23 protein-coding genes are annotated in these 26,971 nt (G+C 54.7%); 10 read left to right on the forward strand and 13 right to left on the reverse strand.

Annotated elements, in window-relative coordinates:
- The first annotated feature begins 132 nt into the window (after window positions 1-132).
- Both clpS and clpA read left to right on the forward strand, forming a co-directional pair.
- Window positions 133-450, forward strand: a complete 318-nt coding sequence (gene clpS / locus CJD38_RS10900) for an ATP-dependent Clp protease adapter ClpS (protein WP_107940394.1) — start codon at window positions 133-135, stop codon at window positions 448-450.
- On the forward strand, window positions 450-2,726 hold the full coding sequence (gene clpA / locus CJD38_RS10905; protein WP_107940395.1) for an ATP-dependent Clp protease ATP-binding subunit ClpA: 2,277 nt from the start codon (window positions 450-452) through the stop codon (window positions 2,724-2,726). The genes clpS and clpA overlap by 1 nt, the downstream gene beginning before the upstream one ends.
- A gap of 103 nt (window positions 2,727-2,829) precedes the next feature.
- Here the strand turns inward: clpA and infA are convergent, their stop codons facing one another.
- The 5 genes from infA to CJD38_RS10930 form a co-directional block, all read right to left on the reverse strand.
- Window positions 2,830-3,048, reverse strand: coding sequence for a translation initiation factor IF-1 (gene infA / locus CJD38_RS10910; protein ID WP_107940396.1), 219 nt, complete (start codon window positions 3,046-3,048; stop codon window positions 2,830-2,832).
- Between the two features lie 68 nt (window positions 3,049-3,116).
- Window positions 3,117-3,824: an arginyltransferase gene (locus CJD38_RS10915; protein ID WP_107940397.1), complete on the reverse strand. Its 708-nt coding sequence runs from the start codon at window positions 3,822-3,824 to the stop codon at window positions 3,117-3,119.
- A gap of 127 nt (window positions 3,825-3,951) precedes the next feature.
- Window positions 3,952-4,692 (reverse strand): leucyl/phenylalanyl-tRNA--protein transferase, encoded by a 741-nt coding sequence (gene aat, locus CJD38_RS10920; protein ID WP_107940398.1) that lies wholly within the window; start codon window positions 4,690-4,692, stop codon window positions 3,952-3,954.
- Window positions 4,693-4,698: 6 nt separating this feature from the next.
- A complete protein-coding gene (locus CJD38_RS10925; protein WP_206362963.1) occupies window positions 4,699-5,859 on the reverse strand; it encodes a GNAT family N-acetyltransferase in 1,161 nt (386 codons plus the stop codon).
- Window positions 5,856-6,191, reverse strand: coding sequence for a hypothetical protein (locus CJD38_RS10930; protein ID WP_107940399.1), 336 nt, complete (start codon window positions 6,189-6,191; stop codon window positions 5,856-5,858). Before CJD38_RS10930 ends, CJD38_RS10925 begins: the two co-directional genes overlap by 4 nt.
- A 146-nt stretch (window positions 6,192-6,337) precedes the next feature.
- Here CJD38_RS10930 and CJD38_RS10935 point away from each other — a divergent pair, with 146 nt between their 5' ends.
- From CJD38_RS10935 to serS, 4 genes are all read left to right on the forward strand, one after another.
- Complete coding sequence (locus tag CJD38_RS10935; protein ID WP_107940400.1) at window positions 6,338-8,692, forward strand: DNA translocase FtsK; 2,355 nt, start codon at window positions 6,338-6,340, stop codon at window positions 8,690-8,692.
- Between the two features lie 63 nt (window positions 8,693-8,755).
- The gene (lolA, locus tag CJD38_RS10940) at window positions 8,756-9,391 is read left to right on the forward strand and encodes an outer membrane lipoprotein periplasmic chaperone LolA (RefSeq protein WP_107940401.1); all 636 of its coding nucleotides are present in this window, start codon (window positions 8,756-8,758) and stop codon (window positions 9,389-9,391) included.
- Window positions 9,392-9,396: 5 nt separating this feature from the next.
- On the forward strand, window positions 9,397-10,683 hold the full coding sequence (locus CJD38_RS10945) for a replication-associated recombination protein A (RefSeq protein WP_366511331.1): 1,287 nt from the start codon (window positions 9,397-9,399) through the stop codon (window positions 10,681-10,683).
- A 72-nt stretch (window positions 10,684-10,755) separates the two neighbouring features.
- Window positions 10,756-12,024, forward strand: coding sequence for a serine--tRNA ligase (gene serS / locus CJD38_RS10950; RefSeq protein WP_107940403.1), 1,269 nt, complete (start codon window positions 10,756-10,758; stop codon window positions 12,022-12,024).
- A gap of 118 nt (window positions 12,025-12,142) precedes the next feature.
- On the opposite strand, the gene CJD38_RS10955 is transcribed toward serS, so the two are convergent.
- The 5 genes from CJD38_RS10955 to cysB all read right to left on the reverse strand — a co-directional run bounded on the left by CJD38_RS10955 (window position 12,143) and on the right by cysB (window position 16,832).
- Window positions 12,143-12,454, reverse strand: coding sequence for a hypothetical protein (locus CJD38_RS10955; RefSeq protein ID WP_107940404.1), 312 nt, complete (start codon window positions 12,452-12,454; stop codon window positions 12,143-12,145).
- A 27-nt stretch (window positions 12,455-12,481) separates the two neighbouring features.
- Complete coding sequence (locus CJD38_RS10960) at window positions 12,482-13,243, reverse strand: hypothetical protein (protein WP_107940761.1); 762 nt, start codon at window positions 13,241-13,243, stop codon at window positions 12,482-12,484.
- A gap of 312 nt (window positions 13,244-13,555) precedes the next feature.
- Window positions 13,556-14,062 (reverse strand): DUF934 domain-containing protein, encoded by a 507-nt coding sequence (locus CJD38_RS10965; protein ID WP_107940405.1) that lies wholly within the window; start codon window positions 14,060-14,062, stop codon window positions 13,556-13,558.
- Window positions 14,059-15,738, reverse strand: coding sequence for a nitrite/sulfite reductase (locus CJD38_RS10970; RefSeq protein WP_107940406.1), 1,680 nt, complete (start codon window positions 15,736-15,738; stop codon window positions 14,059-14,061). Before CJD38_RS10970 ends, CJD38_RS10965 begins: the two co-directional genes overlap by 4 nt.
- A 113-nt stretch (window positions 15,739-15,851) precedes the next feature.
- Window positions 15,852-16,832: an HTH-type transcriptional regulator CysB gene (cysB, locus tag CJD38_RS10975; protein ID WP_107940407.1), complete on the reverse strand. Its 981-nt coding sequence runs from the start codon at window positions 16,830-16,832 to the stop codon at window positions 15,852-15,854.
- A gap of 229 nt (window positions 16,833-17,061) precedes the next feature.
- On the opposite strand from cysB, the gene CJD38_RS10980 reads away from it, so the two are divergent.
- Both CJD38_RS10980 and cysG read left to right on the forward strand, forming a co-directional pair.
- Window positions 17,062-17,865, forward strand: a complete 804-nt coding sequence (locus tag CJD38_RS10980) for a sulfite exporter TauE/SafE family protein (protein WP_107940408.1) — start codon at window positions 17,062-17,064, stop codon at window positions 17,863-17,865.
- A gap of 36 nt (window positions 17,866-17,901) precedes the next feature.
- Window positions 17,902-19,299: a siroheme synthase CysG gene (cysG, locus tag CJD38_RS10985; RefSeq protein WP_107940409.1), complete on the forward strand. Its 1,398-nt coding sequence runs from the start codon at window positions 17,902-17,904 to the stop codon at window positions 19,297-19,299.
- A gap of 131 nt (window positions 19,300-19,430) precedes the next feature.
- Here the strand turns inward: cysG and dxs are convergent, their stop codons facing one another.
- From dxs to CJD38_RS11000, 3 genes are all read right to left on the reverse strand, one after another.
- Window positions 19,431-21,320, reverse strand: a complete 1,890-nt coding sequence (gene dxs / locus CJD38_RS10990; RefSeq protein WP_107940410.1) for a 1-deoxy-D-xylulose-5-phosphate synthase — start codon at window positions 21,318-21,320, stop codon at window positions 19,431-19,433.
- 69 nt (window positions 21,321-21,389) lie between these two features.
- Window positions 21,390-22,283 carry a polyprenyl synthetase family protein gene (locus tag CJD38_RS10995; RefSeq protein WP_206362964.1) on the reverse strand — a complete coding sequence of 298 codons (894 nt, stop codon included), beginning with the start codon at window positions 22,281-22,283 and terminating at the stop codon, window positions 21,390-21,392.
- Window positions 22,284-22,285: 2 nt separating this feature from the next.
- Window positions 22,286-22,537 carry an exodeoxyribonuclease VII small subunit gene (locus CJD38_RS11000; RefSeq protein WP_107940411.1) on the reverse strand — a complete coding sequence of 84 codons (252 nt, stop codon included), beginning with the start codon at window positions 22,535-22,537 and terminating at the stop codon, window positions 22,286-22,288.
- Between the two features lie 256 nt (window positions 22,538-22,793).
- Between CJD38_RS11000 and parE the strand changes: the two genes are divergently transcribed.
- Window positions 22,794-24,707, forward strand: coding sequence for a DNA topoisomerase IV subunit B (parE, locus tag CJD38_RS11005; RefSeq protein WP_107940412.1), 1,914 nt, complete (start codon window positions 22,794-22,796; stop codon window positions 24,705-24,707).
- A complete protein-coding gene (gene parC / locus CJD38_RS11010) occupies window positions 24,704-26,923 on the forward strand; it encodes a DNA topoisomerase IV subunit A (protein WP_107940413.1) in 2,220 nt (739 codons plus the stop codon). Before parE ends, parC begins: the two co-directional genes overlap by 4 nt.
- Window positions 26,924-26,971 lie beyond the last annotated feature (48 nt).

Genomic DNA, 26,971 nt, shown 5'->3' on the forward strand with positions numbered 1-26,971 from the left:
AACAATATGCGATTGTCATGCAGTGCGCTAGATCGTCGGCGCGTGTAGCTTTTTGTGGCTCTTGCAAAGCGCGCGACAGGACCACATATAGATAGACGTTTCTCCGCAGACTTATTTGGCTAAACTTGAAGCATGAGTGAACATGAAAACGAACGAGGTCATGGGCTAGTTGTCGAAGAGTCCAAGCCTAAGCTGCAGCGGCCGCCGATGTGTAAGGTGGTCATGATCAATGACGATTTCACGCCAATGGATTTTGTGGTCCAAGTCTTGCAACAGTATTTTCACCACGATAGAGAGAAAGCAGTTCAGATCATGCTGCAGATTCATAGTCAGGGTAGGGCGGTTGCTGGAACCTATCCGGTAGAAATTGCTGAAACCAAAACCGCGCAGGTCAATGCTTATGCGCGCAAGCATCAACACCCGCTGCTAACAGTGATGGAGAAAGCCTAGTGCTCTCAGAAGAACTACAAAAAGCCCTCGACGCAGCATTCGTCACTGCTCGGATGGAAGGGCACGATCTGCTCACAGTTGAGCATCTGCTGTTGGCCTTGTTATCCGACGCCAATGTCTCGGAAGCGCTAAGCGCGGCCGGCATCGACATGGAAAAGCTGGAGAAAGATCTGCGCGAATACATCCGCGACAGCATCCAGTCCGTCAAAGACGGCGAGCGCCGCGAAGTGCAGCCAACGCTTTCATTCCAACGCGTTCTGCAACGCGCGATTTATCACGTGCAGGCTTCGGGCAAGAAGCAAGTCAGCACGCTCAACGTGCTGGTCGCGATGTTTGCTGAAAAAGATACGCACGCGGTTTACCTCCTGGGTGAACAGGGCGTGACGCGTCTGGATATCGTCAATTTCATTTCGCATGGCATCGCCAAGAATGGTTCGGCGCCAGAGCCAGCACAGGACAATGAAGACAAAGAAGAGGCAGGCAACGGACGTGAAGCGCAGAAGAGCGCGCTGGAACAGTTCGCCGTCAATCTCAATGAACGCGCTGCCAAAGGATTGATTGATCCGCTGATTGGTCGCGAGGCAGAAGTCGAACGCGTGATGCAGACGCTGTGCCGTCGTCGTAAGAACAACCCGCTCTTGGTGGGTGAAGCTGGCGTGGGCAAAACTGCGATTGCGGAAGGCTTGGCTTGGCTGATTGTCGAAGGCAAGGTTCCTGATCTGCTACGCGCGGGCATCGTGTATAGCCTTGATTTGGGCTCGCTTATCGCAGGCACCAAATATCGCGGCGATTTTGAAAAGCGCTTCAAAGCTGTCATGACGGAGTTGCAGCAGACGCCGGGCGCGATTGTCTTCATCGACGAAATTCACATGATCATCGGCGCTGGCGCAGCGAGCGGCGGCGTGATGGATGCATCGAATCTGCTCAAGCCATTGCTGGCTGGTGGCGAGTTGAGCTGCATCGGCTCCACGACCTATCAGGAATATCGCGGCATCTTTGAGAAGGATCGTGCGCTTGCACGTCGCTTCCAAAAGATTGACGTGCCTGAGCCTTCGGTGGAAGACACGGTCAAGATTCTTGAAGGTCTGCGTGCGCGTTTTGAAGAGCATCACTCTGTGCAGTTCACGCGCGGCGCGCTGCGCTCGGCGGTAGAGCTTTCAACCCGTCACATCACCGATCGCCATCTGCCCGATAAGGCTATCGACGTAATTGATGAAGCTGCTGCGCGTCTACGTTTGTTGCCAGAGTCCAAACGCCGCAAGACAGTGCAGGTGCGCGATATTGAAGAGACCATCGCCAAGATCGCACGCATTCCGGCGAAGAGTGTTTCCAGCAATGATCGCGACAAGCTCGCAACGCTGGAACGTGATTTGCGCTTGACCATTTTTGGTCAGAATCCTGCCATCGAACAGCTCGCGTCCAGTATCAAACTGTCGCGCTCAGGTTTGGGTAGCCCGGATAAACCGATCGGCAATTTCTTGCTGGCTGGTCCAACCGGTGTTGGCAAAACTGAAGTCACTAAACAGCTCGCACAGTTACTGGGCATCGAACTGATTCGCTTCGACATGAGCGAATACATGGAGCGTCACACGGTGAGCCGTTTGATTGGCGCGCCGCCGGGCTATGTTGGTTTTGATCAAGGCGGCTTGCTGACTGAAGCTGTGATCAAGCACCCGCATTGCGTCGTGTTGCTGGATGAAATCGAAAAAGCGCATCCCGATGTCTTCAATCTGCTGTTGCAGGTTATGGACCACGGCACGCTCACCGATAACAACGGCCGCGCTGCAGATTTCCGCAACGTGATTTTGGTGATGACGACCAATGCCGGCGCCGAAGAATCTGCGCGTCGCAACATGGGTTTGATTGATCAGAACAACATGACCGACGCACTCGAAGTGATTCGTCGCATGTTCACGCCGGAGTTCCGCAACCGTCTCGACGCCATCATCGCGTTTGCCCCGCTGGGCAAGGCGGAGATCATGCGCGTTGTCGATAAATTCCTGATGCAGCTTGAAGAGCAGTTATCAGCCAAGCAAGTTCATCTGGATATCGATGAAGAGGCCAAGGCTTGGATTGCTGAGCGTGGCTATGATGTGAAGATGGGCGCACGCCCGATGGCGCGTGTGATTCAGGAAAACATCAAGCGTCCGCTGGCGGAAGAGTTGCTGTTCGGCAAACTCGCGAATGGCGGCAATGTCACCGTGGTGGTGAAGGACGGCAAGCTCGACTTCGAAGTCGAGGCGCGCGAAAAGCCTTCGGTGCTTGAGCCGGTCTAAGGCAAAACACTAAAGCAAGGTAAACGACGAAGCCCGCATCAGCGGGCTTTGTCTTTATTAGCGGGTGGTTACAACCAGAGTAGCGCTAGGAACAACCTAGCGATTACTTATCACGGAACGTGATGCGTCCCTTGGTCAGGTCGTAAGGTGTCAGTTCAACTTTGACCTTATCGCCCGTCAGAATACGGATGTAGTTTTTGCGCATGCGGCCTGAAATGTGAGCCGTTACAACGTGTCCGTTATCCAGCTTTACGCGGAACGTCGTGTTGGGCAGGGTTTCTACAACCGTGCCCGGCATTTCAATGTGATCTTCTTTTGCCATGTGTCCCAGAGGGGTTGGAAAGCGCGGGCATTATCCACGCTCACCCCTCAAGCTTCAACCAATGGTTTCTAAGCGGGGACTGTGGCCCAGCTGTTTTCGACTAGAAGCTCCAAAGGACGGAAGTTCTTTTTGTAGTCCATTTTCCGGCTCTCTGACACCCAATAGCCTAGGTAAACATATGGAAGGCCTAGTTTCTTGGCGCCCGCAATTTGGCTCAAAACTGCATAGGTTCCGAGGCTGCGTGCAGCTTCGTCCGGATCGAAAAATGTGTAGACCGCCGAGAGCGCTGCGGGCAGGGAATCGACCACTGCAACCGCAAGAAGCCGTCCATCACTTCGAAATTCCCAGAATTGAGCGTCGCCCCAACTGCACTGCAAGAAGCTCTGAAAGGCCTCTGGATTGTCGCCATCCATACCTTCGCCAGGGTGTCGCACCTGCAAATAACGTTGGTAAAGCGTGTGATGTTCCTCGCTGAGCGTGTGCACGATCTGCAATTCCAGATCTGCGTTTCGCGTCAAGCAACGTTGTTGCGAGCGACTGGCTCGGAACGTCTCGACTGCGACTCGTGAAGGCGTGCAGAGCTGGCAGTTATTGCAATGCGGGCGATAAACATAGTCGCCGCTGCGACGAAAGCCTTGAGTAATCAGCCAGGCATAGCGTTCGCGGGTCATCTGCAATGCAGGATCGACGTACGCATTTCTCGCGCTTCGATCGGGCAGATAGCCGCAGGCGTTTTCGGTGCTGAGGTAGAGATTAAATTGGCGCGTGCTGCTCATGCGTCGATAGTAAGGCGTTCGGGGTGCAAATTCAGGGTGCGTTTAATCGCGTCAATCGTGATTAATTTAACGCTATTAAATTTATAGTTTATAAAATATAACAAATTGAATGATCGTTGCGACGTAGCTAGGGCAGATGCTCTGCGCTAGCGGGCACATCGATATCGAACTGCCAGTGTCCCGATTGACCCGGCCGTCGTACTGCAGGGGCGAGGAGTTCAAGAAATGTATTCCGTGAAATTTCTTGTGCGCCCAGACTCGCGAGATGCGCAGAACTAATCTGACAATCAATCAGCTCGTAAGACCACTGCTTGAGTTGCTGGCAGAGGTAATAGAGCGCGATTTTCGAAGCATCGTTAGCGCGCGAGAACATCGACTCGCCAAAGAATACGCGTCCAACACTGACGCCATAGAGCCCGCCGATTAACTGACCTTTGCGCCAAATTTCGATGGAATGGCTGTGTCCTTGCTCGTGCAAATCGCAATATGCCTGCTGCATATCGGAGCCCAGCCAAGTGCCGCGACTTTTACTGCGAGCGCCAGCACAGGCGTCGAGTACGTCGCTAAAAACGCGATCGAACGTGATGGCGTAATCCTTACGCGCAATGCTTTTGCCTAGGGAGCGCGACACTTTCATCTGATCCGGTTGCAGCACTGCGCGAGGATCAGGGCACCACCAGAGAATCGGTTCGTCTGGGTTGTACCAAGGAAAAATGCCTTGGCTGTAAGCGCGCAGCATGCGTGGGATGCTGAGGTCTCCACCGATGGCCAGCAGGCCATTGGGGTCGCGCATCGCTAAATGCGATGGCGGAAAATGCTGATCAGGATCTCGTGGATCCAACCAGTGCAGGCGGATTGGATTGTCCATCTCTGCTCATCCTTCGATGCGATAGGGGCTATGTTGCCTCAACTCTTCCAGTCTTGTCGCTACCATTTGCCGCTCTCTGCGCAAATAACTGGCAACGGCTTGTGACAGCCTCGGCTCACTGAGCCAGTGCATGGATTGCGTAAGCTGAGGCTCAAAGCCACGTGCCAGTTTGTGTTCGCCCTGTGCGCCTGCGTCGTAATGCTGCAAGCCTTCGCGAATGCAGTAATCGATGCCTTGGTAGTAGCAGGTTTCAAAGTGCAGGCCGTTGTAACGCTCAGCGGCGCCCCAGTGACGACCGTAGAGGGTATCGCCACCAACAATGGTGATTGCGCAGGCTACAAGGTGTTCGCCATCACGACACAAAATCATGCGCAGAGGTGTGCCCGCGCGCATGCCGTAGTCGAGAAAGAAACGCAGATTCAGATAAGGTGCTTGCCCACGTTCTTCGTAGGTATTGGCGTAGAGCGCGTAGATGTCAGCCCACAGTGATTCGGCAATCTCATCGCCTTTGATCGTTTCAAAGCGAAGGCCAGCTTCGACGATGCGACGGCGTTCGCGCTGAATCTTTTTGCGCTTGTCGGCACGTAGTCGCGCGAGGAATGCCTCGAAGTCAGTGTAGCCGTGGTTGTGCCAATGAAACTGAATATCGTTGCGTGGCAAACCGTCGACTTTTGCTGCGGTGTTTTGATCTTCTTGCTGCGCAAAAAGCAGATGCAGAGATGAAGCGCCGAGTTGAGTGGGCAGCTGCGTCAGCGCGGTCATCAGTTGCTGGCGAGTCGCTGCGTTGCTTGCACCCAGGCGAGGTCCGGACGAAGGCGTGAATGGCGTGGCACAGAGCAGCTTGGGGTAATAGTCGATGCCTGCGCGATGGCTGGCTTCGGCCCAAGACCAATCAAATACAAATTCGCCGTAAGAATGATCTTTGAGATACAGCGGTGCTGCGGCGACGATGCCTGCGTCTGTCTCTAATGTGACGTGACTTGGATGCCAGCCAGTGCGTGTGCCGACACAAGCGCTGTCTTCCAGCGCTTTGAGAAAATCGTGGCGTGTGAATGGGTAGGCGGAATCAAAAAGGGCATCCCAAGCTTGAGCCGGGATGCCCGAAATACGCTGATGCAGCCGAAGCTGCGGTGTGAGGTGCAGGGCGGCGTCTGGCGCGCCGATCAATGAAAGATCGGCGCCACGGTCGGAATATCACGCAGCGCCCACTGCACGACGGCGTCATGTTCAAAACGGGTGATTTGCTCATTTTCGCCTGGCGCTGTGGTTTCGGTCACGCGGCCTTCGGCGTCAAAGCGCACACAGGCGCCCGCAGACTGAACCTTGAGTTCACCCTTGCTGCTGGTGTCATCCAAGGTCAACTGCAAATAACGCAGGCGGCTTTCGGCGAATTCCGGCAAGGGGCTGGCGCCAGCAGCGATCAACGCCGCTTGATCCGTGCTGAATTCACGGATGCCTCCATCCTGCGTCAGAAGAAAGTGCCTAACCTGCGTGCTCATTGCGACTTCCGGTAAATGTGTAATTTTAGACATGGACTATTAGTGAAGGTTTCTGGCGATTTTTCAAGTGCCCCACCGACAAGATTCCAGCGGAGGGGCTGTTATGATTGGTAGGATGAAAACTATTCAAAAAATGGCCCAGCCTAGTGTTTAAAAGCAAGTCTCAAGCCACCGACGAAACCGCGGGTCCTAGCTGGTTAGAGCGCCTGCCCGGAGAGGCGACGTTGTTGGCCTGTACGGGCTTGGCGCTGTTTCTGCTCGGAACCCTGCTGAGCTACAACCCCAATGATCCGGGTTGGTCGTCTTCTGGCACCGGTGAGCCGGTACGCAATTTGATGGGTGCGGCGGGTGCTTGGTTTGCCGATGTACTGCTGTCGCTGTTTGGTTACGGCGCGTTTTTCCTGCCGTGGATTGCGTTGTGGACAGGTATCCGTTTCTTCCGCGGCGATGAAGATGATCATCCTCTGCCGCAATCGCTGCGCGTGCTGTGCTGGATTCTGGCGTTTGCGTGCTTGGCTTCGCTGTGCTCCATGCATGTTGGTGCGGTGCAGGATTTAGCACCGCAAGGTAGCGGTGGCATCACGGGTCAGGCCATCGCGCATCAACTGGTTTCAGTGTTAAGTGCAGTCGGCACCACGCTGCTTTTATTGACGGTATTGCTAGTGACCTTGCCGCTTGCGATGCGTTTTTCATGGATGGAGATCCTTGAGCGTATCGGCACTTGGGCGCTGCATCTGAATGAGCGTTTTAGCAAGAAAGAGCAGGGCGCGCATTCTGAATTTGAGGAAGTAGCCGAGAGCGAAAACGAAGCTGAGGTGCCTGCAAAAGGATCATCTCCCTACGTTTCTGCGTTGCGTTCAATCGAACCTGCTCTGGCTAAGACGCGCAAACGCAAAGCGCCAGCTTTAGTCGGTAGCGAAGAAGAACAGTCCGATATGTTTGCGCCACCGCCTCCACTTGAAAAGCCGGTGAAGCCAGCTAAGCCAGTGAAAGTGGACGTGCCGAAGTTTGATGGCGATCCGCTGCCTCCCTTGTCGATTCTCGATGCGGCCAAGCCTTCGGGCAAGCAGTACACCCCTGACGAACTGGAACGCTTGTCGCGTGATCTTGAGCGCCATCTGAATGACTTTGGCATCAAGGTACAGGTTGTCGAAGTAGCTCCTGGCCCGGTGATCACTCGTTTTGAATTGCAGCCAGCGCCTGGTGTGAAGGGCTCGCAGATCACCAATCTTTCAAAAGATCTCGCGCGTGCGCTATCGGTTTCTAGCGTGCGTGTTATCGAAGTGATCGAAGGCAAACCTTACGTTGGCCTTGAGATCCCGAACCAGAAGCGCGAGATGGTGATGTTGCGCGAAATTCTGGATTCGGCCGAATATAAAAATTCGAGCTCGCCGTTAACGATGGGTCTGGGCAAGGACATTGCGGGTCGTCCTGTCAGCACTGATCTCGGCAAGATGCCGCACTTGCTGGTTGCTGGTACGACGGGCGCAGGTAAGTCCGTTGCAGTGAACGCGATGATCTTGTCAATGCTCTACAAATCGACCAAGGATGAGCTGCGTTTCATTCTGGTTGATCCGAAGGTGGTTGAGCTTTCAGTTTATGAAGGCATCCCGCATTTGCTGACGCCGGTTGTGACCGACATGAAAGACGCAGCTAACGCGCTGCGTTGGTGCGTGGCGGAAATGGAACGGCGCTATCGTTTGTTGGCAGCTCACGGCGTGCGAAATCTGGCTGGTCTCAATAAGAAAATTGAAGAGGCACATGAAGCGGGCGTGCCGCTCAGAGAGGCGGTGAAAAAGGAGAAGGAGTTGTTTGATGCTCCTGTCGAACCCGATATTCTCAAGCCTATGCCGCACATCGTCGTCATCATCGACGAGTTGGCCGACTTGATGATGGTGGTCGGCAAGAAGGTTGAAGAGCTGATTGCGCGTCTCGCGCAGAAGGCGCGTGCGGTGGGTATCCACTTGATCGTTGCTACACAGCGTCCATCTGTTGACGTGATTACGGGTTTGATCAAGGCGAACGTTCCTTCGCGCGTTGCGTTCCAGGTCGCATCACGCATTGACTCACGCACCATTCTTGATGAGATGGGCGCAGAGACGCTCCTCGGTCACGGCGACATGTTGTTCCGCCCGATCGGCGCGCGACAGCTACAGCGTGTTCACGGTGCCTTTGTTGGCGACGATGAGGTGAAGAACGTCGTGGCCTATTTGAAACAGGTCGGTCCGCCGGAATACATCGAAGAGATCGTTGCCGATGAAGCGCCAGCGAATGTTGCGGGCGAGGGCGGGAACGATGCGGAATCTGATCCGCTCTACGATCAGGCCGTGCAGCTGGTCATCGAAAGTCGCAAGGCCTCTGTGTCTTGGGTGCAGCGCCGCTTAAGCGTCGGCTACAACCGCGCTGCACGTATGGTTGAGCAGATGGAGGCCACAGGTATCGTTGGCCCCAGCGGCCCCGGCGGCAATCGAGAGATTCTGGTGCCCGGAGGGCGCGAGTGAATTCAGAGTGGATTCAGGTGTCAGAGTGCACACTGACTTTTCGCTATTGCTGAGAATGTTTCGATGACCTCAAGTTCAAGAATTATTGCTTTGCTGCTGGCGCTGCTTGTTGCGCCGTCATTTGCTGCAACCACCGCGCAAGACGAGCTCAAGCGCTTTGTCGATGGCGTGCAGACGCTGCAAGCCGATTTTACGCAGATACAGGTGGATGATCGCGGCAAGCAGCTTTCGATGACGAGCGGCCATATGTGGCTGTCACGTCCGGGCAAATTCCGTTGGTCTTATCAGAAGCCTTATCAGCAGTTGATGGTTTGTGATGGCAAAAAGATTTGGTTCTACGACAACGATCTTTCGCAGGTGACGGTGCGTCCGGTTGATGCAACGCTGCGCGGTACTCCTGCGGATTTGTTGTCGCAGAAAGCGACGCTGTCAGACGGTTTCAACATCGAAGACGGTGGCATGGATGGCGGCAATCGTCTGATTCGCCTCAAGCCTAAATCGCAAGACAGTGATTTCAAAGCCATCGAACTTTGGCTTGGCGCTGGCGGCGCACCGACGCGTATGAAATTTCTCGATCAGCTCGGTGGCAACACCGACGTCAGCTTTTCGCAGATCGTCACCAATAAAAAAATCGATGACGCACAGTTTCGCTTCACACCGCCGAAGGGCGTTGAAGTGATTGATGGTGCGGCTCAGTAAATCGCGTGCAGGCCTTGCATAAACCCTTAGCGGAGCGAATGCGGCCACGATTGCTGGATGAGGTTGTAGGACAAGAGCATTTGCTTGGACAGGGTGCACCTTTGCGTGCGCTGCTTGAGGCTGGAAAAATTCCTTCAATGGTTTTTTGGGGGCCTCCTGGCGTCGGTAAAACTACACTGGCGCGTTTGGTTGCGCAGTACGTTGACGCAAACTTTTTAACGCTGTCTGCGGTGTTGGCGGGTGTTAAAGATATTCGCGAAGCGACAGCGCAGGCGCAGATGGCGCTTGAAGCCAAAGAGCCGCGCCGAACGGTTTTGTTTGTCGACGAAATTCATCGCTTTAATAAAAGTCAGCAAGACGCGTTGCTGCCATTTGTTGAAGATGGCACTTTGGCGCTGATTGGTGCGACGACAGAAAATCCATCCTTCGAATTGAATGGTGCTTTGCTTTCGCGATTGCGTGTATTTGTTCTACGTTCGCTCAGTGAAGAAGCGATTCTGACGCTGTTGCATCGTGCGCTCACCGATGCTGAAAAAGGGTTGGGCGAGCCGGAAGGTTCAATTCCGTATAGTTGGCTGACACGTATTTCACAGGCTGCAGATGGTGATGCGCGTCGTGGCTTGGTGTTGCTGGAAACAGCGGTCGAACTCTCTCGGGCTGAAGAATCGAAAGACGACAAGCTTTTAGAGAAACTCATCGGACGCGGATTCCGTCGCTTCGATAAGCAGGGCGAGAATTTCTACGATCAGATTTCGGCATTGCATAAGTCTGTGCGCGGCAGTGATCCAGATGCAGCGCTCTACTGGTTTGCGCGCATGCTCGATGGTGGTGTTGATGGCGGTTATGTCGCACGTCGCCTGACGCGCATGGCTTACGAAGATATCGGCTTGGCCGATCCACGCGCTTTGCAAATGGCCCTGAACGCTTGGGACGCCTTTGATCGCATCGGTAGCCCTGAAGGCGAACTGGCGCTGGCGCAGGTCGTTGTTTATTTGGCTGTGGCGCCCAAGAGCAATGCGGTCTACACCGCCTATAACAAGGTGCGTGCGACGGTGGAGGCCACCGGTACACTCGATGTGCCGATGCACATCCGCAATGCGCCCACAAAGCTGATGAAGGATCTGGACTATGGCAAGGGCTATCGCTATGACCATGACGAAGAAGGCGCTCACGCTGCTGGCCAGCAATTTCTCCCCGATGGCCTCCAAGGCACGGTCTTCTACGAACCGGTTGGTCGAGGGCTCGAAATCAAAATCGCCGAACGTCTGGTGCAGCTCCGCAAAAAATCCTGATCAGGGCGGGTATTGGGCCTGAGGTCTCCCGGCTACAATAGCGACCCTCAAACAAGCTTCAGGAATGCGGTAATGCTCGATCCCAAACTGCTACGTGCCCAACCAGAACAGGTTGCTGCACAACTCGCGCGTCGCGGATATCAATTTGATCTGGCCAAGTTCAATGCGCTGGAGTCCAAGCGCAAGGTTTTGCAGACCGAAACCGAGAACCTGCAGGCTGACCGCAATTCGCGCTCCAAGCTGATTGGTCAGGCTAAAGCCAAGGGACAGGATATTGCGCCGTTGATGGCGGATGTTGATCAGCTCGGCAAAACGCTGGATAGCAAGAAGGTAGAACTCGAAGCGCTGCAGATCGAGATCGACGACTTCCTGGCGCGCCTTCCCAACATTCCGCATAGCTCAGTGCCAGACGGCAAGAGCGAAGACGATAACGTCGAAGTTCGCCGCTGGGGCACGATTCGTGAAATCGCCAATCCCAAAGATCATGCTGATCTTGGCGAAGCCTTGGGTCTGATGGATTTTGCTGCCGCAGCCAAAATCACCGGCGCACGCTTCACCGTTCTGCGCGGCCAACTGTCGCGCATTCATCGCGCGCTGACGCAGTTCATGCTCGATGTGCATACGCAGGAGCATGGCTACGAAGAGCTGTATGTTCCCTTCATCGTCAACGCGGCAAGTTTGCGCGGAACGGCGCAGCTACCCAAGTTTGGCGAAGACCTGTTTACGCTCAAAGGCGAACAAGAGTGGAGTCTGATTCCTACCGCCGAAGTGCCAGTGACCAATCTTTTGCGTGATGAAATTCTTGCAGGTGAAGCATTGCCCAAGAAGTGGGTCGCGCACACGCCATGCTTCCGCTCAGAAGCAGGCTCGGCTGGCCGCGATACCAAGGGCATGATTCGTCAGCATCAATTTGAAAAAGTTGAGTTGGTGCAGGCAGTGACTCCAGATAAATCCTACGAAGCGCTGGAAGTGCTCACCGGCCACGCAGAAAAAATCTTGCAGAAGCTGGAGTTGCCGTATCGCGTAGTTGCGCTTTGCACGGGCGATATGGGTGCGAATGCAGCGAAGACTTACGACATTGAAGTCTGGCTGCCGTCACAGAACCGTTACCGCGAAATTTCTTCGTGCAGCAACTTTGAAGATTTTCAGGCGCGCCGTATGCAAGCGCGTTATCGCAATGCTGCGGGCAAGCCGGAACTGCTGCACACCTTAAACGGATCGGGTCTTGCTGTCGGACGTACCTTAGTCGCTATTCTTGAAAATTATCAGCAAGCAGATGGCAGCATCGAAGTGCCGATGATTCTTCGTAGCTATCTTGGTGGCTTGGAGAAAGTGGGTTAAACCCTTATTCTGAGGTCACAGTTTAGAAGGGAACGCTCACGTATCTGCGAGCGTTCTGCACCAACAAAAAGGCCCGCATTTGCGGGCCTTTTTGCGTAGTTCGAAAGAACCGAACGGATTACAGCAGTTTGCCGTCTTTGAAGACTTCACCGGTGAGGGTGGTGCCGCTAAATGGCTTGCCGCTTGGATCAACCAATACGCCGTTGGTATCGAAATAAAGCTCGACGCCGCCGAAGAAAATCTTGCTCAGGGTATAAGCCAAGCTGCCAGGGCCGCGGCCAGCAGCGTTAGGGTTGCTGCCGATATTGCTGTTCAGCGTGAAGTTATCGATACCCAAAGCGCCAGAGCCAAGAGTTCCGCTTGCGGCAGCAGCGCCACCGGCGTAGCTAGCAGCAAGAACCAAAAGGCCAGTCATGATGTGTTTACGCATATTCATCTCCAATCGAGTGGCCAATTATTAAAAGTGAAAACCGTAGCCGAGTGTCATGGCTACTTGAGCGTCGCTGTTATAGCGACCGGTCACATTGACGGCACCCAATGTAACGGTGAAGGGCAAGGTACGGAACGGAGCGGCTGAAATCCCGGCATTCAGGAAGCGGCCGGTGTAATCCGCAACGATAGATACTTGTGGCGTAAAGTAGAAAGCAAGAGAGCCGAAAACGCCTGCGCCGCCATTTTGGCCTATTTCTTGAAAGGCTTGGTCGCCAATGCCGACGTTTGCCACCAAGGCGTAAGGGCTAGTCGTACCAATTTTGAATGCCTTCGTCGCAACTGCGTAAAGGCTCGCTTTATTCTGATTTGATTGTTTGCCCCAACGAGCCGTGCTGTTGACGCCTACAGCAAATGCTGCGCCGCTACCCAAGTTGGTATGCAACTTGAAACCTAGAGCACCTGAATCGCCAAAGCTATCACCGCTGCTACCGGAGAGGCTGGAGACCGATACTTGCGTTTCAAGACCAACGTAACGATCTGCATCGCCGAGGCCAAATGCCACGCCAGCGCTACCGTCACCTTTCTTGCCTGAGCCGCTCAGCGTCTGGCCGAACACGCCGATACCGGCGGAGCCCCAGTCAGCACCAAAAGCGATAGGGGAACCAAACGAAGCACCTGCAAAGCTGCTGGCTGCTTGGGCGCCAGCGTTTGAGGCAACTAGAGTTTGAGCTTGCGCATCAGCACTAACGAGTGCGAACAGCCCGAGCGCAAAAAGACCTGATTTCATCTGATGCTTCATAAATTAATTCCCATCCTTTGGATTTTTCTGTGCTTGAAACTGCAGCTGAGTGTACGACCCATTACTGACACTGTAAGCGCTTGCAGACCAAAAAAACAAGCTTTCTTGCTACTTTGCAAGTAATTTTTACTCAGTAATTTGAGCGATTTTTGGGTCTGCCTTTGATCTGGCCAGCTTGCTGATCTCCGAACTGAAATAAACCAAGCCTAAACCGTTGGAAACAGGCCCCTATTGCGGGCTTATGAATTTGCCAATCGCGATGTGCTGCAAATGGCAGTTAACAGCTTTATCGCGGCACTCTTATAAGCTATTGCTTCTGCGATGCTCGCGAGGAATGACCATATCCTTATCTGTAGCTCGTTGATAAGCCGAGGCAAAATCATCAAAGGCGGTCAGGCAGACATTGGGGTCTTGGTCCGCGCGGAGCAAGAAGCTGTTAATGCCTGAACGCTGCATGCCCTGAATTTGATCGCGCACAACGGCACCGCCGACTGCCAAAATCTCGCCTTTATAAGCGTAACGATCACGCAATAAGCGTGCCTGAGAATAAGCACGACCGTCGGCAAAGCCGGGAAAGTCGAGGACGATCAGTTTGCGGTCTTCCAGTTCAGCCCAGATCGTTGTGAGGTCTGCGGTGTTGGGTAGGCGTACACCGACGTCGACGGACAGGCTGCGCAGTTGTGCGTTGTCTTTCTGCCAACGCGCGAGTGACACGACGAAGTTCCCATTCTGTGGGGCAGCAGCTTCGTCATCCAGAATGGTTACATCGTTCGGCACGATCTGGCGATTACGAATCAGCGCGCTCATGCGATGGCCTCTGCGGCAGGCGCGGTGTTGTAGATGCGTTCTTTGAATGGCTGCATGCCGATGCGGCGATAAGTTTTCAGCAGGCTCTCATCTTCGCTATGTCGATTTTCGAGATAGACGTCAACGATCTTCTCAACCACGCCAGCAATGTCTGCGCGAGAGATAGAAGGACCTGTGCGATCGCCCAAGCTCGCGTCGTTTTCAGCCGAGCCACCGATCGTTACCTGGTACCACTCTTCGCCTTTCTTATCGACGCCAAGAATGCCGATGTGACCCACAGTGTGATGGCCGCAGCCATTCATGCAGCCTGACATTTTGATTTTGATCTCACCGATATCGTGCTGATAGTCTAGATTCTCAAAGATGTCGAAAATATCCTGCGCAACCCCAATCGAGCCAGCGTTAGCGAGCGAGCAGAAATCAAGGCCCGGGCAGCAGATCAGATCAGTGAGCAGGCCAATATTTGGCGTCGCCAAACCGAGTTCGCGCAAGCGCAACCAGACGGCATAAAGGTCTTGCTGACGAACGTCGGCAAATACCAAGTTCTGTTCATGCGTTGAACGAATTTCGCCAAATGAATATTGATCAGACAATTCAGCGACAGCATCCATTTGCTCAGCAGTGATATCGCCAGGCGCAACACCAGAAGCCTTCAGCGAAACAAACGCAATGCTATAGCCCGGCTGGCGATGCTCTTTGAGATTGCGCTTGGCCCAAGCTGCAAACGCAGAGTCTTCGCGCAGGCGATCTGCATAAGTGGTATCCGCAGCAGCGTTCTTGTCGTAGGCGAATTCAGTGAAGTGCGACTTCATGCGCTCAAGATCTTGCGGCTGTAATTTGAGGTCGCCGTCTTTGATATGCGCCCACTCGGCTTCCACCATTTCGGTGAACTTGGCGAGGCCGGTTTCTTTGACCAGAATCTTGATGCGCGCTTTGTACATATTGTCGCGCCGGCCGAGGCGGTTGTAGACGCGCAACACGGCTTCGCAGTACGAAAGCAGATCGAGTTCTGGCAGGAACTCGCGAACCAAAGGCCCGATGATGGGTGTGCGGCCAAGGCCGCCGCCAACATAAACCTGATAGCCCAACTCGCCCTTGTCATTACGCACGATCTGGATGCCGATGTCATGCACGCGGATCGCTGCGCGATCAGCAGTGGTCGACGAAAACGCAATCTTGAACTTGCGTGGCAGCCAGTTGAATTCTGGATGGAAGGTGGCCCACTGACGGGTGATTTCGCAGTACGGACGCGGATCTACCAACTCATCTTTAGCAACGCCAGCCAGATGATCCGAGGTGACGTTGCGAATGCAGTTGCCGCTGGTCTGGATCGCGTGCATTTCGACGCTGGCCAGATCGGCGAGGATGTCTGGCACTTCTTCCAGCTTGGGCCAGTTGTACTGAATATTCTGGCGCGTCGTGAAGTGGCCATAACCCTTGTCGTACTTGCGGGCAATGTGCGCCAGCATGCGAACTTGTTTGGACGACAGCATGCCGTAGGGCACCGAAACACGAAGCATCGGTGCAAAGCGCTGGATGTAGAGACCGTTGCGCAAACGCAGCGCACGAAACTCGTCGTCGGGCAGCGTACCGGCAAGGAAACGTTGCGTCTGGTCGCGATACTGCGCGACGCGCTCGTTAACCAGCGTTTGGTCGTATTGGTCGTAACGATACATGGTGTTGATTTCCGCTTAAAAATTAAAGCCTCTGCTTGCCACCGGTTACGGTAGCAAGCAGACGGCGCTAGCGATGGAAGATATCGTTATAAGTTTATAACGTTCCTCTCTATTTAGGCGGTTTTTAAGGTCGCCATCAGCGCTTGGCTACGTTGCGTACGTTCACCAGAATCGGAAATGGCGGCGATTTCGTCGACCTTCTCCTGCGTCAGGTGCGCAGCAAAAATCCGCATGAATTCGTACATATAGCCGCGCAGGAACATGCCGCGACGGAATCCGATGTGGGTCGTGCTGGGCTCAAACAGGTGGTCAGCGGGTAGACGCAGCAGGTCCTTATCTGTGCGCTCGTCATAGGCCATGTTGGCGATGATTCCGATGCCAAGCCCCGCGCGAACGTAGGTTTTGATCACGTCAGCGTCGACGGCGGTCAGCACCACATCCGGCTTGAGGCCGTGTGCGGCGAAAGCCTGATCGAGTTTTGAGCGACCCGTAAAGCCAAAGGTATAGGTGACGATAGGGTGCGCCGCGACATCTTTAAGCGTCAGCTTCTTCTTTTCCGCCAGCAGATGGCCGGGCTTCACCAGCACGCAGCGGTTCCAGTGATAGGTGGGCAACATCACTAGCTGCTCAAAGTGCTCCATGGCTTCGGTCGCGATGGCGAAATCAGCCTGACCTTCAGCCGCCATTTTGGCGATCTGAGGAGGAGAACCCTGATGCAAGTGCAGGGTTACCTTGGGGAAACGCGTACGGAATTTCTGAATCACAGGCGGCAAGGCATAGCGCGCCTGCGTATGCGTAGTGGCGATAATCAGGTCGCCGCGATCAGTGTCATGAAACTCTTCCGCAATATTCTTGATGTTCTCGGCCTCAGCCAGCAGGCGCGAGGTGTACTCAAGAATGCGCTTGCCGGCCGGAGTGACCTCCGACAGGTGCTTGCCATTACGTTGGAAGATGTCGACGCCCAATTCGTCCTCAAGCAGGCGAATCTGTTTGCTCACGCCGGGCTGTGACGTGAACAGGGCCTCGGCGGCCGCGGTCACGTTAAGTCCGCGCTGGGCGACTTCATGGATGTAGTGGAGTTGACGGAGCTTCATCGCAACCTCATATGCGTTTACGTTATGTAAATCATATTCTCTTAGCACTTATTGCACCACCGGCCATAGCCACCAATGATTTTGAGACGGAGAGGTGGGCTGAGGAGAGATGCATTCTGCTTAAAAATTCAGCAAAAAACGTTCATTCCCCTTAGTTCTAAACCTTATATGGAAGGCTCAATCAGTGAGGCCTTTCTGCTAAGGTGCGCGTCCTAAATTTGGGTGGGTTATGCAAGATTTTGGGTTCTCAGTTGCGGGCTTGTTCGTCGGTATTGCCGTCGGCGCAACTGGCGTGGGTGGTGGCTCACTGATGACCCCAATTTTGATCATGTTCTACGGAATCAACCCGGCGATCGCAGTGGGTACAGACCTGCTCTATGCCTCGACCAGCAAATCTTTTGGCGTTTTGCTCCACGGGCGTAACGGCTCCTTGGATTGGCGCATCGTGCGCTGGATGGCTTTAGGTAGTGTGCCAGCAACTTTGATAACGCTGGTTTTTTTACACAATTTCCCTAAAGGCCCTGGCCTTGATGGCTTGATCAAATTGACGTTGGCGATTGCGATCATCGTCACCGCGACTTTCGCCTTGTTCCAAGATCAATTGATGCGCTTGATTAAGCGTGGCAATCAAGGTGCTGTGGTCGAACCCAGCGAACGCAAACAGTTTCAGCTGACCGTTCTATCCGGCGTTCTCATCGGCACCTTGGTCACGATCTCGTCCGTTGGTGCAGGCGTCATCGGCATGATGCTATTGCTGCTGATCTATCCCAAGCACGCGCCGATCCGACTGGTTGGTAGCGATCTGGCCCATGCCGTGATCATCACCGCGATTGCCGGTGCCGGCCATGCCAGCCTTGGCACAGTGAATTACGCGCTGCTCGGTTATCTATTGCTGGGCGCTTTGCCGGGCATTTGGATTGGCAGCAGGATTGGTTTCAATCTGCCCGAGAAACTGCTCAAGCGCGTGATCGCTGGCTTTCTCATCTTCATTGGAGGCACCATGCTGCTCAAGGCCATGACCACCGGGATTTGACTTCAAATCTCGTTTACTTAGAACATCAAATAAGACATGGAAGCTACTGATTCACTTTATTTTCCGATCTTCATGCGTTTGCGTGGTCAGCGCGTGCTGGTTGTGGGTGGCGGTGAAGTCGCCCTGCGTAAGATTCGCCTGTTACTGACTTCAGGCGCAGCGATCCAGATCGTCGCCAAAGAACTTTGCGGCGAACTGTCAGAACTCCACGGGGCCGGAAAAGTAACGTTGTTGGGCGCCGAATTTGAAGCCGCCCAAATTGAAGGTTGTCGCCTTGTGGTCGCCGCTACCGATAACCTCGACGTGAACCGAGCCGTCGCCACTGCGGCAGACGCGCGCGGTATTCCGGTCAACGTCGTCGACAATCCCGGTCTCAGCAGCTTTATTACGCCATCGATCATCAATCGTGATCCGGTGCAGATCGCCGTATCGAGCAGCGGCGCTGCGCCAGTGCTGGCGCGTCGTCTTCGCGAAAAGCTGGAGACGATGTTGCCCAAGCGTTACGGCGACGTCGCAGGCTTTATGGGGCGCATGCGTGAGCGCGTGCGCCAGATCGAACCGCAGACTGCGCGTCGCAGTATTTGGGAACAGTTTCTCGATGGCGTCGGTGCAGAGCGCATTTATGCGGGCGATGAAGCCGGCGCTGAGCGTGAACTGCTGCGCATCATTGATGGTAAGCCTGTGCGAGGCGAGGTGTACCTTGTTGGCGCAGGGCCGGGCGATCCCGATCTACTGACTTTCCGCGCTCTGCGTTTAATGCAGCAAGCTGACGTTGTCCTTTATGACCGCTTGGTTTCGCCCGCGATCATGGATCTGGTGCGTCGTGATGCCGAGCGCGTCTTCGTTGGTAAGCAGCGCAATCGCCACACCGTTCCGCAAGACGAGATCAATCAAGAGCTCGCGCGCCTCGCACTAGAAGGCAAACGCGTGCTACGTCTCAAAGGCGGCGACCCATTTATCTTTGGTCGCGGCGGCGAAGAAATCCAAACGCTTGCTGCGCAAGGCGTGCCGTTTCAAGTAGTGCCAGGCGTGACCGCTGCGAGCGGTTGCGCTGCTTATGCAGGCATTCCACTCACGCATCGCGATTACGCACAGGCCTGCGTGTTCGTCACCGGCCACGCACGTGCTGACGGCACACTCACATTGAATTGGGACATGCTCGCGCGTCGTGGTCAGACGGTTGCGATTTACATGGGTTTGAGCACGCTGCCACATCTCTGTGCGCAATTGATTGCGCATGGCTTACCAAGTGATTGGCCCGCCGCGCTGATTGAAGAAGGCACTTCACCTTCGCAGCGCGTGATCGCTGCAACGCTAGGCGATCTGCCACAACAAGTGACGGCCGCTGGAGTCAGCGGTGCCAGTATGTTGATCGTTGGTGAAGTCGTGAAGCTGCGCGAACAGCTTCGTTGGTTTGGTGAAAGCCAAGCTTAAGAAACGCTTCTCATCTTGTCATTCCCGCGTAGGCGGGAATCCAGTTGTCGACCCACTACTTACAAAGCGCTAAAACTGGATACCCGCCTTCGCGGGTATGACGGTTAATTTTGTGTAGCGCAGTCGTTTCTTTAAGAAACGTGTTTCTTGGCAATCACTGATTCGTCGAGATCTTTCGCACGCAGGCGTTTCTGAATGCTGCGCAAAATTCCCGAAGCATCCAAGCCAATCTGTGCCATCAATTCTTCGCGCGTGCCGTGTTCAATGAAGTGATCCGGCAAGCCAAGATTGAGCACAGGCACAGTCATGTGCTGCGCCATCAAGACTTCGTTCACAGCGCTACCTGCGCCGCCCATCTTGACGTTGTCTTCGATTGTCACCAGCAGATCGTTCTCGTTGGCGAGATCGTGAATCATCGCGACGTCGAGCGGCTTGACGAAGCGCATGTCGACAACTACAGCATCAATAATTTCTGCAGCTTCAAGCGCAGGCTGCACCATGCAACCGAACGCGAGAATCGCAACGCGTGGACGACGACGACCAATTGCTTCGCGTGCGATGCGTGCTTTGCCTAGCGTCAGTGGTTTGATTTCTGCGTCGAGTTCAAGGCCGCTGCCATTGCCGCGCGGATAGCGAATAGCGCTCGGGCCATCGATGTGCAAACCGGTGCTGAGCATGCGGCGACATTCGTTTTCGTCTGATGGCGCCATCACCACCATATTCGGAATGCAGCGCAGGAAAGACAGGTCAAACGTGCCGTGGTGCGTCGCGCCATCGGCGCCGACCAAGCCGCCACGATCGAGTGCGAACACGACCGGTAAATTCTGAATCGCAACGTCGTGAATCAGCTGGTCGTAACCACGCTGCAAGAACGTTGAGTAAATCGCAACAACCGGCTTGAGACCTTCACAGGCAAGGCCAGCGGCGAGGGTAACAGCGTGTTGTTCGGCAATGCCCACGTCGAAATAACGTTCAGGAAATTGCTTGGAGAATTCGACAAGGCCAGAGCCTTCGCGCATTGCCGGTGTAATAGCAACAACTTTTTCGTCTTGCGCAGCAACCTGACAAAGCCAATCACCAAACACCTGCGTGTAGCTGGGCTTGCCGCTAGATTTTTTCGAAGGGAATGCGCCAGTCACCGGATCAAATTGCGTAACGCCGTGATACTTGATCGGATCCGCTTCGGCAGGGCCAAAGCCTTTGCCTTTGGTGGTGACAACGTGCAGAAGTTGCGGACCTTTAGCGTCACGCAGGCGCGTCATCACATTCATCAGCGCGTCGAGATCATGGCCATCAACCGGGCCGTGATATTTGAAGCCAAAGGTTTCAAACAGCGCGCCCGGATTATCCAGATGCGCTTCGTTTTCGTGTTCGGTCTGCGGTGCGCGCAGATGGTGCGGCGCTTGCGCCAGCGCCAACTTCTTCATCAATCGCGCGGAGTGGTCGCGCATGGCGCCGACGTTTTCCGAGATCGACATATCGTTGTCGTTGTAAATCACCAGCATGTCGAGATTGAGATGGCCAGCGTGATTCAGCGCTTCAAACGCCATGCCTGCGGTCATGCCGCCGTCGCCAATAATTGCGACAGCGCGACGCTTCTCTTTCTTAACGCGCGCAGCGGCGGCCATGCCAGCGGCGGCAGAAATCGAAGTGCTGGAGTGACCAACGCCAAAGCTGTCGTACTCGCTTTCAGCGCGATGGCAGAACGGCGCCAAGCCACCGAGGCGACGAATCGTTTCGAGCTGCTCGCGACGACCCGTCAAAATTTTATGTGGATAGGCCTGATGGCCGACGTCCCAGACCAACCGGTCATGCGGCGTATCAAAGCAATAGTGCAGCGCCAGCGACAATTCGACCGTGCCGAGGTTGGCGGCAAAGTGCCCGCCGATGCGGCCCAGCGTTTCGATCAGGTAACGGCGCAGCTCCACGGCGAGGTGCGGAAGCTCTGCAAGAGGCAGGCGGCGCAGGTCGGTGGGTGTCTTTACGCGCCCAAGAAGGGCGTATCCGGGGATGTCGGTCATAGGGCGATTATGGCGTTAATGCACAATTATCGTGCAAATTGTGCAGTGCGGCAAAGTTGATCATGGAATCTAGTGATTACGGCTTTGGATGTGCTTGGCCAGCCAGCGCAAGGCCGCGGCGCTATCGCCAAAGACGCTAAGGGCTTTATCTGCGTCGCTAAACAACTCTGCGGCTCGTTCTTTGGCGGCAGGCAGGCCCATCACCGACGGATATGTGGATTTGAGGCTGGCGCTGTCTTTGCCGGCGGTCTTGCCCAAATCTTCGCTGCTACCTTCGATATCCAGCACATCGTCCTGAATCTGGAAGGCCAGACCAATACATTTGCCGTAGCGATCCAATGCATCTGCTTGCGCGTTATCAAGCGCAGGCGAGGCGAGACAAGCCAGTTTCAGACTGGCGCGAATTAGTGCGCCGGTTTTGTGGATATGCAGATTCTCGAGTTCTGGCAGCGACAGGTTTTTGCCTTCGGACTGCAGATCAATCGCCTGACCACCGACCATGCCGCAAGAACCCGAAGCTTCAGCAAGTGCTTCAACCATGCCGAGCTTTTGCGCAGGGCTGAGTCCGGCACCGCGTGTGAGCACGGTGAAGGCCAGAGTTTGTAGTGCATCGCCAACCAGAATCGCGGTGGCTTCGTCATAAGCCTTGTGTACGGTCGGACGGCCGCGGCGCAGATCGTCATCGTCCATCGCGGGCAGATCGTCATGCACCAGCGAATAGGCGTGGATCAATTCAACCGCGCTGGCGGGAGCATCGAGCAACTGCGCTTCAAGGCCTAGCGTTTCACCGGCGGCGTAGACCAGCAGCGCGCGCAGGCGTTTGCCGCCATCACAGGCATAACGCATGGCTTCATGCAGACGCGCCGGATAATGCGCGGCAGTGGGGAGTTCATGATCAAGGTGAGCGCGCAGGCGCTCGCGATAAGCGTCGATACGCTGCGCAAAAGGTTCCGTGTGACTCAAGCTTAGGCGTCCTGGTTATCGCTGCTGCGTTCCAGAAGGTTCTGCACCTTGAGTTCGGCTTTTTCTAGGGACTGACGGCACTGCTGCGCTAGCGCGATACCGCGCTCAAACACATGCAGGGATTCTTCAAGTCGCAAATCGCCACGTTCCATCTTCGAAACCAGCGCTTCCAACTCTTTCATCGCTTCTTCAAATTGGCCTACGGCGTCCGTGCTGGCGCTTTCCGAGCCTTTTTCATCCACCCGCTTGGGCATGATGACTCCTGAATCTGTTTGTAAATAATGTATGGAATTATAATTAATAATATATTATAACTAACTAAATCCGCAGCGAGGCCAGTTTAAGCGGCCTCAAAAAAAGCTAGCGAACCTTATTTTACGTGTAGCGGCGCGACAATAGCGCGCCTGTGCCTGCTGTCAATCTTGCGACAGGGTAGGCCATCCGTTACCTTGCCGCCGCTCTAGGCGTGCTTCCCCTTATTCACGTCTGCTTATAAATCTGACCTATCGAATGGCAACAACTAATAATTACAGCGCAGAAGCAATTGAAGTCCTCTCAGGACTAGACCCGGTGCGAAAGCGCCCGGGCATGTACACCGACACCACACGCCCGAACCATTTGGCGCAGGAAGTCATCGATAACTCAGTCGACGAAGCCTTGGCCGGTCATGCCAGCCAGATTTCTGTCGTCTTGTTTGAAGACGGCTCGCTACAAGTTTCAGACGACGGCCGCGGTATGCCGGTCGATATTCACCCGGAACATAAAGTCACCGGCGTTGAACTGATCCTGACCAAGCTGCACTCCGGTGCAAAGTTCTCGAACAAGCAGTACCAGTTCTCTGGCGGTTTGCACGGCGTGGGTGTGTCCGTCGTCAACGCGCTGTCGACGCTGTTGGAAGTGCGCGTGTGCCGCGGTGGCACCGAGTACATGATCACGTTCAAGAACGGTGAGAAGGCCAGCGAACTGAAGCCGATTGGCACCGTTCCGAAAAATCGTACGGGAACAACCGTGCGTTTTTGGCCAGACGCAAAATATTTTGACGTCTCCAAGTTCGGTATTCCACGCCTCAAGCAAGTGCTGCGCGCCAAGGCTGTGCTGTGCCCGAATCTGCGCGTCACGCTCGATGATCAGATCAACAAAGAACAGAGCGCTTGGCAGTACGAAAACGGTCTGGCGGATTATTTGAAGGATACGTTGGCCGGTGCAGAAACGGTTCCGTTAGAGCCTTTCATCGGCAAGTTCTCCGCGCCTCGCGAAGAAGCTGAATGGGCATTGCTGTGGCTCAACGGCGGCAATGATGTTGTTGCTGAGTCTTACGTCAACCTGATTCCAACAGCGCAAGGCGGTACGCACGTTAATGGTTTGCGTACGGGTTTGACCGAAGCAATTCGCGAATTCTGCGAGTTCCGCAATCTGCTGCCGCGCGGCATGAAGCTGACGCCAGAAGATGTGTGGAACGGCTGCGCTTATGTGCTCAGCGTAAAGATGCAGGACCCGCAGTTCGCTGGTCAGACTAAAGAGCGTTTGAGTTCACGCGAATCCGCAACGTTTGTTGCAGGCGTCGTGCATGACGCATTCTCGCTGTGGCTCAACCAGCATCCAGATCAAGGCGAACTCGTTGCGCAGTTGGTCATCGCAAACGCGAATGCGCGTCTCAAGCTGGCTAAACAAGTTGTCCGCAAAAAAATCACCAGCGGTCCGGCATTGCCGGGCAAGCTGGCAGATTGCGTTTCAACTGATCTCAAGCAAACCGAATTGTTTCTTGTAGAAGGTGACTCCGCAGGCGGTTCTGCCAAGCAAGCACGTGATCGTGATACGCAGGCGATCATGCCGCTGCGCGGAAAAATTCTGAATACATGGGAAGTGGATTCCAACGAAGCCTTGGGCTCGCAGGAAATTCACGACATCAGCGTTGCGATTGGCGTTGATCCGGGCAGCAGCGATTTATCTGGTCTGCGCTACGGAAAAATCTGCGTGCTGGCTGACGCTGACTCCGACGGTCTGCATATCGCCACGCTGCTCTGCGCATTGTTCCTCAAGCATTACCGCCCGCTGATCAATGCAGGCCACATCTACATCGCAATGCCTCCGTTGTTCCGTATCGACGCAGGCAAGCAGGTGTTCTACGCACTCGATGAAGCAGAGCGTGACGGCGTATTGGATCGCCTCACCGCCGAGCACAATCGCAGCAAGGTGCAAGTCACGCGCTTTAAAGGTCTCGGCGAAATGAATCCGCTGCAGTTGCGCGAAACCACGATGATGCCGGACACGCGCCGACTCGTGCAGATGACGCTGGACGACGAAGTCGAAGGCGAAATCAACGCGGCCGATAAATTGATGGACATGTTGTTGGCGAAGAAGCGCGCCAATGATCGTAAGGATTGGCTTGAGCGGAACGGTAACAAGGCGGAGATTGAAGTATGAGCGACGTAATGGAAACTGAACGCCAACCGTTACGTGTTTTTGCGGAAAAGGCTTATCTCGATTATTCAATGTACGTGGTGCTCGATCGCGCACTGCCGCACGTCACCGATGGTTTGAAACCGGTACAGCGCCGCATTGTTTATGCGATGAGCGAATTGGGTTTGTCGTCGACGTCCAAGCACAAAAAATCGGCGCGTACGGTCGGTGACGTCATTGGTAAATTCCATCCGCACGGTGATACCTCCGTGTACGAAGCGATGGTGACGATGGCGCAGCCGTTTGCGTATCGCTATCCGCTGGTGGATGGCCAAGGCAACTGGGGTTCGCAAGACGATCCCAAGTCCTTCGCTGCAATGCGTTACACCGAATCGCGTCTCGCGCCTTATGCGCAGTCGTTGCTCGCTGAGTTGGATCAAGGAACTGCGGATTGGGTGCCGAATTTCGACGGCACGATGAACGAGCCGAAGCTGTTGCCAGCGCGTATGCCGAACGTGTTGGTTAACGGCACGATGGGTATCGCAGTGGGTATGGCCACCGATATCCCGCCACATAATCTGCGCGAATTGGCGCAGGCTTGTTTGCATCTGCTCAAACATCCAAACGCGCAGATCGAAAAACTTTGCGAGTTCGTGCCAGGCCCGGATTATCCGACCGGCTGCGAAATTGTTTCCGAGCCACATGACCTGTTGAAGATTTACCAAACCGGTAACGGTCAGGTTCGTGCTCGCGCTCGTTGGGAGCGTGACGAAGACACCGGCAACATCATCATCATTGCGCTGCCGCATCAGGTGTCGCCAGCCAAAATTCTTGAGCAGATCGCTGACCAGATGCGCGCCAAGAAGCTGCCGCTGGTTGAAGATCTGCGCGACGAATCGGATCACGAAAATCCAACGCGCTTGGTCATCATCCCGCGCTCGAATCGCGTTGATGCCGAAGCTTTGATGGCGCATTTGTATGCGACCACCGATCTTGAGAAGAGCTTCCGCGTCAATCTCAACATGATTGGTTTGGATGGTCGTCCTAAGGTCAAAAACCTCAAGGAAATTCTGACCGAGTGGCTGGACTATCGTTTCGCCACCGTCACGCGTCGTCTGAATCATCGTTTGCAGAAGGTCAATGATCGTCTGCACATCTTGGATGCCTTGCTGATCGCCTTCCTCAATATTGACGAAGTGATCCGCATCATTCGTTACGAAGAAGATCCAAAAGCTGAACTGATGCGCACCTTCGCGCTGTCTGAAATTCAGACGGAAGCGATCCTCGATCTCAAGCTGCGCCACTTGCAGAAGTTGGAAGAGATCAAGATCAAAGGCGAGCAAGCTGAACTCGCGATTGAGCGCGCAACGCTTGAAGAACTGCTGGGCGACGACGACAAGCTGAAGAAATTGATCGGCGAAGAAATCAAGGAAGACGCCAAGAAGTACGGCGATATCCGTCGCTGCAATATCAACGCCAAGCCGCCCGCACAGGCGCTGGAAGCCGCCGACATTACGCCAGCAGAAGCCGTCACCGTTGTGCTGTCGAAGGCCGGTTGGATTCGTGCAGGTAAGGGTCACGAAATTGATCCACAGTCGCTCAGCTACAAAGCAGGCGATGAGTTCCTCTGCGCGGCGCTGGGCAAGACCAATCAGCTGCTCGTGCTGCTCGACAGCAAGGGTCGTTGCTACACGCTGAATGCGCGCGAGCTGCCGTCTGCACGTTCGCAGGGCGAGCCAGTCACCACCAAGCTTGATCTGCAAGATGGCGCCAGAATCATTTCGATGATGTTTGGCGACAACAGCGAACGTTACGTGCTGGGCAGTGACGAGGGCTACGGCTTCTATGTCGGCCTCGGAGAGTTGCAGGCGCGTAATCGTGCGGGCAAGGCCGTGATCACGGTGGGCAAGGACTCCAACGCATTGCTGCCTTGTTTGACGCGCGATCCAGCCAAGGACCGCTATGCGCTGGCAACAGCGGAAGGCCGCTTGCTGGTGTTCCCATTGTCTGAATTGCCAGAAATGGCCAAGGGCAAGGGCAACAAGCTCGTCACGCTCAAAGGTGAAGATCGCATCCTGGCGGCCTGCGTCGTTCCGGCTGGGTCATCGCTAACGCTGCTGTGCGGTAAGCGCAGCTTAACGCTAAAACCATCTGATTTAGAAGGATATATTGGCGCTCGTGCATCTCGTGGTGGGCATTTGCCGCGCGGTTTCCAGCGCGTCGATAGCATGAGCGTTTAAAGCCGGGCAGCGAGAAATATTTACAAAAACTTTATATTGAATTCACAG

Origin of the sequence: Stenotrophobium rhamnosiphilum (assembly GCF_003052265.1) — a bacterium.
Classification (GTDB): Bacteria; Pseudomonadota; Gammaproteobacteria; order Nevskiales; family Nevskiaceae; genus Stenotrophobium; species Stenotrophobium rhamnosiphilum.